This is a genomic window from Paraburkholderia sp. MM5496-R1 (assembly GCF_050436205.1).
In the GTDB taxonomy this organism is placed as follows: Bacteria; Pseudomonadota; Gammaproteobacteria; order Burkholderiales; family Burkholderiaceae; genus Paraburkholderia; species Paraburkholderia tuberum.
On record NZ_JBNDLT010000002.1, the window covers coordinates 1,205,383 to 1,217,627 of the forward strand.

11 protein-coding genes are annotated in these 12,245 nt (G+C 65.5%); all 11 read right to left on the minus strand.

Features of this window, described 5'->3' with window-relative positions; all coding sequences use genetic code 11:
- Window positions 1-150: 150 nt before the first annotated feature.
- Window positions 151-945 (minus strand): ABC transporter substrate-binding protein, encoded by a 795-nt coding sequence (locus OKW38_RS12415; protein ID WP_429361712.1) that lies wholly within the window; start codon window positions 943-945, stop codon window positions 151-153.
- 146 nt (window positions 946-1,091) lie between these two features.
- Complete coding sequence (gene astE, locus OKW38_RS12420) at window positions 1,092-2,174, minus strand: succinylglutamate desuccinylase (RefSeq protein ID WP_429361714.1); 1,083 nt, start codon at window positions 2,172-2,174, stop codon at window positions 1,092-1,094.
- A complete protein-coding gene (astB, locus tag OKW38_RS12425) occupies window positions 2,158-3,498 on the minus strand; it encodes an N-succinylarginine dihydrolase (protein WP_429363727.1) in 1,341 nt (446 codons plus the stop codon). Before astB ends, astE begins: the two co-directional genes overlap by 17 nt.
- 12 nt (window positions 3,499-3,510) lie before the next feature.
- Window positions 3,511-4,974: a succinylglutamate-semialdehyde dehydrogenase gene (gene astD / locus OKW38_RS12430; protein WP_429361716.1), complete on the minus strand. Its 1,464-nt coding sequence runs from the start codon at window positions 4,972-4,974 to the stop codon at window positions 3,511-3,513.
- The gene (gene astA / locus OKW38_RS12435; RefSeq protein WP_429361718.1) at window positions 4,971-6,014 is read right to left on the minus strand and encodes an arginine N-succinyltransferase; all 1,044 of its coding nucleotides are present in this window, start codon (window positions 6,012-6,014) and stop codon (window positions 4,971-4,973) included. Before astA ends, astD begins: the two co-directional genes overlap by 4 nt.
- The gene (aruF, locus tag OKW38_RS12440; RefSeq protein WP_429361720.1) at window positions 6,011-7,063 is read right to left on the minus strand and encodes an arginine/ornithine succinyltransferase subunit alpha; all 1,053 of its coding nucleotides are present in this window, start codon (window positions 7,061-7,063) and stop codon (window positions 6,011-6,013) included. Before aruF ends, astA begins: the two co-directional genes overlap by 4 nt.
- Before the next feature lie 67 nt (window positions 7,064-7,130).
- Window positions 7,131-8,366: an aspartate aminotransferase family protein gene (locus OKW38_RS12445; protein ID WP_429336191.1), complete on the minus strand. Its 1,236-nt coding sequence runs from the start codon at window positions 8,364-8,366 to the stop codon at window positions 7,131-7,133.
- Between the two features lie 157 nt (window positions 8,367-8,523).
- Window positions 8,524-9,567 carry a GlxA family transcriptional regulator gene (locus tag OKW38_RS12450; protein ID WP_429361722.1) on the minus strand — a complete coding sequence of 348 codons (1,044 nt, stop codon included), beginning with the start codon at window positions 9,565-9,567 and terminating at the stop codon, window positions 8,524-8,526.
- Between the two features lie 31 nt (window positions 9,568-9,598).
- Window positions 9,599-10,390 carry an ABC transporter ATP-binding protein gene (locus OKW38_RS12455; protein WP_090803998.1) on the minus strand — a complete coding sequence of 264 codons (792 nt, stop codon included), beginning with the start codon at window positions 10,388-10,390 and terminating at the stop codon, window positions 9,599-9,601.
- Between the two features lie 91 nt (window positions 10,391-10,481).
- A complete protein-coding gene (locus tag OKW38_RS12460; RefSeq protein WP_184062056.1) occupies window positions 10,482-11,195 on the minus strand; it encodes an ABC transporter permease in 714 nt (237 codons plus the stop codon).
- A gap of 5 nt (window positions 11,196-11,200) precedes the next feature.
- Window positions 11,201-11,890, minus strand: a complete 690-nt coding sequence (locus OKW38_RS12465) for an ABC transporter permease (protein WP_429363729.1) — start codon at window positions 11,888-11,890, stop codon at window positions 11,201-11,203.
- Between the last annotated feature and the right edge of the window lie 355 nt (window positions 11,891-12,245).

Here is a 12,245-nt window from a genome sequence, read left to right on the forward strand (position 1 = left end):
GCAGTGTGCGTCGCAATTTTATCGCAGCGTCATTGGGCACGAACAGGCTTACGAGGCAATATCTCGAAATATTTGCTGAACGTTTGCGACACGCGTGCAGAAAGCAAAACGGCCGCAACGCGCGGCCGTTTTGCACACTTCGATGCATCGTTACTTCAGCACGACTTTAACGTCGAAGTATTTGGCGGCGAGGCGGTCGATGGTGCCATCCGCCTTCAGCTCCTTCAACGCGCCGTTCAGCGCATCCTTCAGTACCTTGTCGTTCTTGCGCACGCCGTAGCCGACACCCGCGCCGAGCAGCTTGTCGTCGCTGACGGCCGGACCGGCGAACTCGAAGCCCGCGCCCTGCGGCTTCTTCAGAAAGCCCTTCGATGCCGCTTCGGCGTCCTGGAACGACGCATCGAGACGGCCCGACGCGAGGTCCGCGTAGATCTGGTCCTGCGTCTGATAGGGCACGACGTCGACCCCGGCCGGCGCCCAGCGCGCCTTCGCATAGGTTTCCTGGATCGTGCCCTGCAGCACGCCGACGTGCTTGCCCTTCAGCGATGCGGGCGTCGGCTGCAGAGCGCTGCCCTTCTTCGCGATCATCTGGTTCGGGATCGTGTAGATCGGATCGGTGAAGTCGATCGCCTGGCGACGCTGGTCGGTGATCGTCATATCCGAGTTGATCGCGCTGAACTTGCGCGCTTCGAGCGCCGGGATCAGGCCGTCGAACGAGTTCTCGACCCACACGCATTTGGCCTTCAGCTTCGCGCACACGGCATTGCCGACGTCGATGTCGAAGCCCTGCAACTCGCCAGCGGGCGACTTCGATTCGAACGGCGCATACGACGCCTCGACGCCGAAGCGCACTTCCTTGATCTCAGCCGCCGACGCGGTGCCTGCCGTCAACACCGCCGTCGCGACCAGCGCGAGCGCGGCCAGGTTGGGCCAATACTTCTTCATTACGGATGTTCCTTTACGGTGTGGACTGAAACGGAGCCGATTCGGCGCGCACAGGCGGATTACGCGCGCCGCGCTTCGGACTCGCGCGGCCGGCGTGACCCGTAGATGCGACAGCCGCGAAGCCCGCGATTGTACATGGACCCTGTCTAGACAAGCCTGGGCAGCGTATCGGCGGTGGTGTCGACGACGAGCAGACCGGCGCGCAGGCCGGGCTTGACCGTCGGGTTCGGAAACACGATGCGCTCTTCGTCGCGCTGCACCGTGTATTGATAGTCGCCGTCGCGCGCCAGCAAGCTGCCCTTTATGAGCGGCGTGAAGTTCGGTACGTCCGGCGCGAGCAGCAGTTCGAATGCGTCGCTTTGCTTGGTCAGTTGATCGACGACGGTGAACACACGCGGCAGAGCGGCTTGCGCGTCGGCTTGCGTGTTGGCTCGCGAACCCGCTCGCGTGCCGGCCAGCAGCGCGCGCACCGCGAGATCCGCGCCCTCGAAGCGTGTCAGGTCGTTCTCGCCGAACGGCCGCACCTTGCCGAGTTCGAGCGTGCACGCAGCAGCGCCGCACGCTTGCGCGGTGAAGTGCGTATAGGTGTTGCCCTTCGTCGTGTGCAGCAGCACCGCGCTGATACGCGCGTCGCCGAGCCATTCGAACATCGCGCGCGAAAACGGCTTGCCGGTATGCGGCAACAGCGCGAAGCGCTCGAACACCGACGCGCGGATCGCCGTATGCATGTCGATATGCCAGCGCGCGCCGGGCGCGGCGGACGCGTCGGCGAAAAAGCGCGTCGCGGCCTGTTCGAGCGCGGCCGCGCGCGGCGCCTCATGACTGTGCGGCAGTTGCAGATGACGGCCGCTGAACAGCCGGTTCAGATCGTCGTCGCGATAGCGGCCGCCGTCGCGCATCGCCTCGATGTTGCCGAGAATCACCAGCAACCGGCATGCAAGCACGGCGCGGCCCTGCGCGATATCGGCGACGATGCGCGACAGCAGTTCGATCGGCGCGGTTTCGTCGCCATGCACGCCGGCCGACACGAGCACGCTACGGATGTCCGCGTGCTGCTCCGCGGGCTCGATGACGAGGATACCGTCGCCCTGCCACGTCCAGCGCACGCCGTTCGCACACGTGCCTTGCGCTTGCTGCGCGGCAGGCCGGGACCCCGCGAGCGTCCACGCGAGAAAATCGTCGAGCATCGCGCTCGGGGCCGCCATCGGGTGCTCAGCGCTGGAAGTCATACAGCGAGCCCAGAGCGAGGATTTGCGTCAGCTCATCGAGCGCGGAGCGCGACTCGACCAGCAGCTTCGGATCGGTGAGATCGGCGGGTGCGAGACGATCGCGGTAGTGCGTTTCGATCCACGCATCGAGACGGCCGAACAGCGTGTCGTCGAGCCACACACCCGGCGCGACCGCGGCGCGTTCGGTGTCGTCGAGTACGACGCGCAGACGCAGACATGCGGGCCCGCCACCGTTCTTCATGCTCTCGCGCAGATCGAACACGAGCACTTCGTCGATCGGACCGCTGTGCGCAGTCAGCTCATCCAGATACGCGGCCACCCGCGGATTTTCGCGGCATTCCTGCGGCACGACCAGCACCTGTTTGCCATCGGGCCGAGTCAGCAGTTGGCTGTTGAACAGATACGACGTCACCGCATCGGCGACGCTGACCTGAGCGTCGGGCACTTCGATTACGTTGAACCCTGCGTGCAGGCTCGCGAGCTTCGCGCGCAGCTCGTCGTACACCGCCTGCTGCTCGACGAACGCGAGCTGATGGCAGAACAGCGTGTTGCGATTGCCGACCGCGATCACGTCGTTATGGAACACACCCGCGTCGATCACTTCAGGGTTCTGCTGCGCGTACACGGTCGCCGCTTCCTGCAAGCCATGACGATGCGCGACCGCGCGGCTCGCCTCGAACGTCTGGCGCGCCGGATAGCGCTTCGGTTCCGGCCCGCGACGATACTCGCTGCGGCCATACACGAAGAATTCGACACCGCGCGCATTGTATTGCTCGCAAAAGCGCGTGTGATTCGCCGCGCCCTCGTCGCCGAGCGCGGGCGTGCCGGGCAGCGCCTCGTGCACGACGAAGCGGTCGGTGTCGCTGAACATCGCGCGCAGCGTGCGGCGTGTCGACTCATGTTCGATCGCGCGATGCAGCTTGCTGCACAGATTGGCCGGCGTGAAATGCACGCGGCCGTCGTGCGTATCCGCGGACGGGCTCACCGTCGCCGCGTTTGCGGTCCACATCGCCGAGGCCGAACTCGCCGCCGCGAGCAGTTCGGGCGCGTTGTTCGCGACGCGCGCGATCACCGAAGCATCGTCGCCGGAAAAACCGAGCTCGCGCAACAGACGCATCGACGGACGCTCCTGCGGCGGCAGCACGCCCTGATGAAAGCCGAGGTCCGCCAGCTGCTTCATCTTGCGCAGACCCTGGCGCGCGGCGGCCTTCGGATTCGCGACCGACTTCTCGTTGTTCTGCGACGCGACGTTGCCGAACGACAAGCCCGCGTAGTTGTGAGTCGGGCCGACCAGGCCGTCGAAATTGGCTTCAGTGGCTTGCAGCATCGTCGATCCTTAGAATTGAAGGCCCGGCGAGACGCTCGCGGGCATGGTCAGTTGCGCGCTCTCGACCGAGGCCATTGGGTATGCGCAGTAGTCGGCCGCATAGTACGCGCTCGGCCGATGATTGCCGGAGCGGCCCGGCCCGCCGAACGGCGCTCCTGAAGAAGCGCCATTGGTCGGCCGGTTCCAGTTGACGATACCCGCGCGAATCGTGCGCTGGAAATGCGTCCACAGCGCTTCGTCGTCGGCGAGCAGGCCCGCCGAGAGACCGAACTCCGTATCGTTCGCCCGTTCGAGCGCGTCGTCGAAATTGCGGTAGCGGATGATCTGCGCGAGCGGACCGAAGTGCTCCTCGTCGGGCAGGTCCTTTACGTCGGTCACGTCGAGGATCGCGGGCGTGACGAAGCCGAGTTGCGGATCGCGCTGCTCCATTTTCAGCTGAGCCTTCGCGCCGCTCGCGAGCAGACGCTCCTGCGCGCCGATCAAACGCGAGGCCGCGCGCGCCGACACCACGGCGCCCATGAACGGCTGCGGCTTGGCGTTGTATTCACCGACGCCGATGCGCGCGGTCACTTCCGTCAGGCGCGCGAGGAAACGCTCGCCGAACGCATCGTCGGGCACGAAGATGCGGCGCGCGCACGTGCAGCGCTGCCCCGCCGACAGAAACGCCGATTGAATCGTGTGGTGCACGGCGGCGTCGAGGTCCGCGACCGGGCCGATCACGAGCGGATTGTTGCCGCCCATTTCGAGCGCGAGCACGATCTCCGGCCGTCCGCCGAACTGTTTGTGCAGCAATGTTCCGGTATCCGAACTACCGGTGAAGAATAGTCCGTCGATCTGCCGGTGATTCGCGAGCGCGATGCCGGTGTCCTTCTCACCCTGTACGAGATTCAGCACGCCGGCAGGCAGCCCCGCGTCGCGCCAGATCTGCACGGTCAGCGCCGCGACGCCGGGCGCGAGTTCGGACGGCTTGAACACGACCGCATTACCGGCGATCAGCGCGGGCACGATATGCCCGTTCGGCAGATGGCCCGGGAAGTTGTACGGCCCGAACACCGCCACCACGCCATGCGGACGATGCCGCAGCACCGCGGTGCCGTCGGCCATCGCCGAGCGCTTTTCGCCGGTGCGTTCGTTGTAGGACTGAATCGAGATCTCGACCTTCGCGGCCATCGAGCCCGCTTCGGTGCGCGCTTCCCACAGCGGCTTGCCGGTCTCGCGGCCGATCGCTTCGGCGAGCGCTTCCTTGCGCTCTGTCACGAGCGCGGCGAAGCGGCGCACCACCGCGCAGCGCTCGTCGAGCGTCAGCGCCGACCACGCGGCGAACGCGCGGCGCGCGCTACGTACCGCGCGATCGACCTCGTCCGCCGACGCGCTGTTGCCTTGCCACACCACCGCGCCCGTGCCGGGATTGCGCGATGCGAATACGGGTCCTGTGCCGGCGGCCCATTCGCCGTCGATGAAAAGCTCGCTCATGATCGTCCTTGTTTGTGTTTCAACGGCAGCACCCGCAGCGGATCGCCTGCCTGCACGCGAAGCGCGTCGGCCTCGGCCGCGCTCAGGCGGCACACACCGTTGCGCGGCACGTCCGCCACGACGCCAACGCGAAAATCGCCGAGCGATGTATTCGATACCATCGACTTCGGCCCGTCCTGCGCGGCTTGCTCCGCTGCCTCGCCAATTTCAGCCGCCACCAGCACGCTTTCGCGCACCGTGCGCAAATCGGCGATATGGCATTCGAGCACCGGACCCGCGTCGAAAATATCGACGTGATTCTCATAGCGCAGCCCTTCGGCTTCGAGCATGCGGCGCGCGGGAATCGTGTCGTTATGCGTGAGGCCGACGCAGCGCTGCGCCTCTTCCGGCAACAGTTCGACGTACACCGGATAGCGCGGCATCAGCTCGGCGAGAAACGCCTTGCGGCCGTGCGAGCTCAGATAGTCGGCCGCGTTGAAATCGATCTGGTAAAAATGCGAGCCGACCGCGCGCCAGAACGGCGACGTGCCCTGCTCGTCGAAATGGCCGCGCAACTCCGCGCACAGACGCTGCGGAAAACGCTCGCGAAACTGCGCGAGAAACATGAAGCGCGAGCGCGACAGCAAGCCGCCGACGCCGCTCGTGCGATAACGCGGGCTCAGGAACAGCGAGCACACTTCCGCATAACCGGTGAGGTCGTGCGAGATGTTCAGCGCGTGCATGCGCGTCCAGATGCCGAGATCCTGGCTCGCGTGCACGACCGTGCTCACGCGATAGTTGTAGAACGGCTGCTGCAGACCCACCGCCGTTTCGATACCGCAGACGCCGGCCACGTCGCCGGTCGCGGTGTCTTCCATCACGAAGAAATAACCGGCCTCGTGCGGCGCGGCCTGATCTTCCATCGTGCGCCGCGCACGCTCGACACGCGCCGCGAGCGCATCGCGATCCGGTTTGAAGGTGGTCAGGCCCGGTCCGGTTTCCTGCGCGAGCCGCATCAGCGCATCCACATCGCCTCGTTGTACTACGCGAACGACGATCATTGCGCTTCTCCCGATGGTTCATCCTGCGGCTGATGCAGCGGCACGCAGCGCACCGCATCGCCTTCCCGTACGCCGAGCGCGGCGCGCGCCGCCTGTGACAACCCGGCGCCCGACTCCTTGCCGGGCGCGAGATCGCCGAGCACGCAACGGAACTCGCCGGCGGCGCCGTTGTGCGCGATCAGGTACGTTGCGCCGTGCGTCGCGGGGGCCTCGCGCACGACGCGCGTTTCGTTGTACTTCACGCTGACACTGCGATCCAACAGCGCGGTCAGTACCGGACCCGCGTCGAAGATGTCGACGTAGCGATCCGTCTCGAAGCCTTCCTCGAGGTGAATCTCGTAGGCGAGCAGCGCGTTCGCGTCCGGCTCGCCGAGCACGCGCTGGGCCGCCTCGGGCAACAGCGGGACATACACGGGATAGGTCGGCATCACTTCGGCGATGAAGGTGCGGCTACGGCCGCCCGATTCGACTTCGATGTCGGCGAAATTGCGGCCAAAAAACTTGCGCCCCACCGCTTCCCAGAACGGCGATACACCGTTTTCGTCGGTCACGCCGAGCAGCAGCGAGAACACCTCGGGCGTGAAGCGCTTGCGATTCGCGGCGATGTACATCATCCGCGCGCGCGACATCAGTTGCGCGGCCGCGTCGCCGCGCAGCGACGGGTCGATGTAGTAGCCCGCGAGCCGGCTCTTGCCGGTCAGCTCGTGCGACATCGTCAGCGCGTGAATCTTGCGATTCACGTGCAGTTCGCGCGACGCATGAATCAGCGCGTCGTTGCGAAACACGTAGAAGGGGTCCGCGTAACCGGCCGCCGCGACGATGCTCGCGGTGCCCATCAGCTTGCCGGTCTCCGAGTCTTCGAGCACGAACAGATAAAACTCCTCGCCCGGAAAATCGACCTCCGCGCGAAACGAGTCTTCCGACAACGCGACCCGCGCTTCGAGCGCGCGCCGGTCGTGCGGCAGGGAATGCAGCACCGGCTGCGCGGTGCGCGCCATATGCTCGAGCGCATCGAGATCGGCAAGGCGGCCTGGACGTACGAAGAGCATCATCGTTCCTGTTGAATGTGACGCATGATCCGCTGCATCAGCGTGGGCGTGCGGGACTGCCTGAACATCAATGCGACGCCGCCTGCGCGTTCGCGCCGACGAGTTCGCCGAAGGCCGTCTCGAGGCGCGCGAAACCTGCGGCCATGTCGTCGAGCGGCATGATCAGCGACGGCACGAAGCGCAGCACGTCCGGACCCGCCATCAGCATGATCACGCCGTGCTGGCCAGCCGCGGTGACGAAGTCCTTCGCGCGGCCCCGGAACGTGTCGTTCAGTTCGGCGCCGATCAGGAGACCCTTGCCACGCACTTCGGTAAATAGCCCGAAGCGCTCGTTCAGTTTCGCGAGATGACCCTTGAGCACTTCGCTGCGCGAGCGTACGCCTTCGAGCAGCTTCGGGTCGCTGACGAGTTCGACCACTTTTTCCGCGATCGCCGAGCCGAGCGGATTGCCGCCGTAAGTCGTGCCGTGCACGCCGACCTTGAAGTGCGCGGCGAGCTCTTTGGTGGTCAGCATCGCGCCGATCGGGAAGCCGTTGCCGAGCGCCTTCGCGGTGGTCAGGATGTCCGGCGTCACGCCGGTGTCCTGGTACGCGTAGAAGAAGCCGCTGCGGCCCACGCCGGTTTGCACTTCATCGAAAATCAGCAGCGCGTTGTGCTGGTCGCACGCTTCGCGCAGCGCCTTCAGGAACGCCGGATCGGCCGGGATCACGCCGCCCTCGCCCTGGATCGGCTCGACGATCACCGCGCAGGTCTGCGCGCCGATCGCCTTCTTCGCCGCTTCGATGTCGTTGTACGGCAGATGCGTGATGCCGGCCGGCACCGGGCCGAAGCCTTCCGAGTACTTCGGCTGGCCACCGACGCTGACGGTGAACAGCGTGCGGCCGTGGAACGACTGGGCGAACGAAATGATTTCATCTTTCTGCGCGCCGTGACGGTCGAACGCGACCCGGCGCGCGAGCTTCAGCGCGGCCTCGTTCGCCTCGGCGCCCGAATTCGCGAAGAACGCGCGGTCGGCGAACGTGAGGCTTTCGAGGCGCTTCGCGAGGCGCAGCACCGGCTCGTTCGTGTAGCCATTGCCGATGTGCCACAGCTTGCCGCCCTGCTCATGCAATACCTTCAGCAGCTCGGGATGCGCATGACCGAGCGCGGTGACGGCGATGCCGCCGGCGAAGTCGATATAGTCGCGGCCTTGCGTGTCCCACACGCGCGAGCCGAGACCGCGATCCGGTACGAAGGCGGCGGGGGCAAACACCGGCACCATGACTTCGTCGAAGGTCTCGCGTGTCACAGTCAGGTCGTTCATGGCAATTCCTTTTACGGGTGACAGGTAATACAGCTAGTGTAGGAAACCGCGCGCGGCACGTCTTGCGCATACGCGACGCTTTCTATGAGGTTCCGCGCGTCGCGGCTGTCGAGCTTTGCGCTGAACTTGCCGCGGTTTCGCTTTCAGATGGCTTGCATCAATCAAGCTCGGGCCGCTCGATCAGCGCGGCCGGCCGCGGCTCGCTCGCGCCGCCGTGCGCGCCGCTCTGGCGGTCGATCCAGTTGCGGCGATCCTCGCGCGGGGTGACGCCGAAGCGCTCCCGATACGCATTCGAAAAGTGCGCCGCCGACGCAAACCCGCATGCGAGGCTGATCTGCACGACGGATTTGCTGGTGCGCTGCAATTGCGTGCGCGCCTTCGACAGCCGCAGCCCCAGATAGTATTTGGACGGCATCGAGCCGAGATACTGGCGAAACAGGCGCTCGAGCTGCCGCCGCGAGACGCCGACGAAGCCGGCGATTTCATCGGTGGTCAGCGGGTCCTCGATATTGGCTTCCATCAGCAGCAGCGCGTCGTTCAGGCGCGGGTGGCGCTCGCCCGGCGCGGTCACGAACGGAATGCGCTGACGCTCCTCGCCCGCGCGCAGCACGCCTACGCCGAGCGTATCGGCGATGCGCTCCGCGAGTTCGGGCCCGTGCTCGCGGCCGATCATCGCGAGCATGAAGTCGACGGTCGCCTGGCCGCCCGCGCAGGTCGCGCGATCGCGATCGATTTCGAAGATCTGCTGCGTGACGATCGAGCGTTCGAACTGTTCAGAGAACTGCTGATAGGTTTCCCAGTTCACGCTGACGCGATAGCCGGACAGCTGCCCCGCCATCGCGAGCCACCACACGCCGTGGTGGATACCGGTGACGAGCGGCGTGCGCTGACCGACGCGCGCGAGGCTCGCGAGAAACAGCCGGTAGTCGGCGAACTGCTGGAACCGCTCGCTGACGATGATCAGCCAGTCACACGCGATCGCGTCGCCGAACGCGGCATCGGCCGGCCATTGCGCGCCGCCCGCGAGCGGCACCGCGCGGCCGTCCCACGAACACACCTGCACGCGATACAGCGCACGGCCGTCGATTTCATTGGCGAGACTGAGCGCGTCGACGATCGGCCCGACGCCCGACATCGACACGGGCGGCAGTGCGACGATCGCGACCTGCGTCGTGCGAGCCGGGCTGGACGTGCGGGCCATTGCTTGTCAGTGAAAACGAACGAGCCGCGCGTTACTTGAGGCTGCCGGACAGGAACTGCTTCAGGCGCTCGCTGCGCGGCGCGCTCAGCACCTCGGCGGGATTGCCCTCCTCCTCGGTGCGGCCCTGGTGCAGGAACATCACATGGTTCGACACATTGCGCGCGAAGCCCATTTCGTGCGTGACGACGATCATCGTGCGGCCTTCCTCGGCGAGCTTCTGCATCACCTTCAGCACTTCGCCGACCAGTTCGGGGTCGAGCGCGGAGGTCGGTTCGTCGAACAGCATCACGTCCGGGTCCATCGCGAGCGCGCGCGCGATCGCGACACGCTGCTGCTGGCCGCCCGACAGATGCGACGGATACTGCTTCTCGAGACGCGGCGCGAGCCCGACCTTCTCCAGATACTCGCGCGCCCGGTCCTCGGCCTCCTTGCGCTTCAGACCGAGCACATGAATCGGCGCTTCGATCACGTTCTCGAGCACGTTCATGTGCGCCCACAGGTTGAAGTGCTGGAACACCATCGCGAGCTTCGTGCGGATGCGCTGAAGCTGCTTGTGATCGGCGACTTCGAGATTGCCGGCGCGATCGGTCTTCGTCTTGACCGCTTCGCCGTCGACGATGATCTGCCCGGCGTTCGGCCGCTCGAGAAAATTGATGCAACGCAGGAAAGTGCTCTTGCCCGAGCCGCTCGCGCCGATGATGCTGATCACGTCGCCCTTGTTCGCGTTGAGCGACACGCCCTTGAGCACTTCGTTGTCGCCGTAGCTCTTGTGGATGTCCTGTACGGCGAGCTTGCAAGCTTCGGTTTGAGTGGTATGGAGCAAGATGCTCTCCCAGTGAGAATACGGATCGGTCTGGTGCGGACGCCGCCCTGCCGAAGCTCGAGGCGCCCGATGCTATGTCGTCAACGCGCGCTCAGTGCGTGCGCACCGCGAGATGCGCGAGCCAGCGACGCTCGGCGCGCCGGAACAGCGCGACGAGCGCGAACGACACCACGAGATAAATCAGCGCCGCGAGCCCGAACGCGTTGAACGACTGGTAGGTCGCCGAGTTCGCGTCGCGCGCGACCTTCAGGATGTCGGGCACCGTGGCCGTGAACGCGACCGTCGTCGCATGCAGCATCAGGATCACTTCGTTACTGTACAACGGCAACGCGCGGCGCAGCGCGGACGGTATCACAATGCGCCAGTACATCGTGAACGCGCTCATGCCGTAGGCACGCGCCGCCTCGACTTCGCCGTGCGAGGTCGAGCGGATCGCGCCCGCGAAAATCTCGGTCGTGTACGCGCAGGTGTTCAAGGCGAACGCGAGGATCGCACAGTGAAAGCCGCTGCGAAAGAACGCGTCGAGCAGACTGTGCGAACGCACGAACGCGAGACTGTACACGCCGGTGTAGATCAACAGCAGCTGGACGTAGAGCGGCGTGCCGCGAAATACGTAGGTGTACAGACGTACCGGCGTCGACAGCCAGCGCTTCTTCGACACGCGCGCGACCGCGAGCGGCACGGCGCACACGAAGCCGATCGCGATCGACGCGACCAGCAGCCACAGCGTGACCGCGAGACCCGACAGGCGTTGCCCGTCCCAGAACAGATACGCCTTCCAGAATTGATTGAGGATGTCGATCATGACGCTCAGAGCTCCGCGTGTCGCACGCCGATCGAATAGCGGCGGTTCAGCCAGATCAGCACGAGGTTCGATACGGTGGTGATCGCCAGATAGATCAGCGCGGCGACGAGGATGAAGAAGAACATGTTGAAGGTACTCTTGCCCGCGTCCTGCGCGGCCTTGACGACGTCGGCGAGACCGATGATCGACACGAGCGCGGTGGCCTTCACGAGCACCTGCCAGTTGTTGCCGATGCCGGGCAGCGCGAAGCGCATCATCTGCGGGAACAGGATGCGCGTGAACACGCGCACGCCGCTCATGCCGTACGCGCTGCCCGCTTCGAGCTGGCCGCGCGGCACCGCGAGAAAGGCGCCGCGAAACGTCTCGGTGAAATACGCGCCGTAGATGAAACCGAGCGTCAGCACGCCGGCCACGAACGGATCGATGTCGATCTGCTCGATGCTGAACATGTCGGTCAGATCATTGAGCCAGATCTGGATGCTGTAGAACAGCAGCAGCATCAGCACGAGGTCGGGCACCGAGCGGATCAGCGTCGTGTAGCCGGTCGCGACGACCCGCAAGGGCCGGTTGAACGAGAGTTTCGCCGCCGCGCCCGCGAGGCCGAGCAACACAGCGGCCGCCAGCGACAGAACGGACAGCTCGATCGTCTGGAGCGTGCCGGCGAGCAGCACGGGACCAAAGCCGTATAGGAACACGCGTGTCTCCATCCAGGTTCGTAGAATTGGCGCGGATGGCGGCGGCTTCATGGGCTGCTCGCTGCTCCGGCATGGCGCGGAGTCTCGCAAGCTGAAATCAATTTCTCAAATACCCAGCGGGTGGTTTGCTGCGACGCAACATGACACTTCGACGCACGACGGAACCCTCGTAGCGCTTGGTTTCACGGGGGTTATCGTGTTGTCGGGCGCGCCGCGCGCGCCTGGCCGTGCGGCGATTTCGCAAGTTTCGGGTCGCTTTTTCGATAGGCCGCGCCGACGGCGGTGGCACCGCCCGATCGCGTCGCGCCGTTGCATCAGCGCGTTCACGCCGGCTCCGACGCCTGACAGCTCGCGC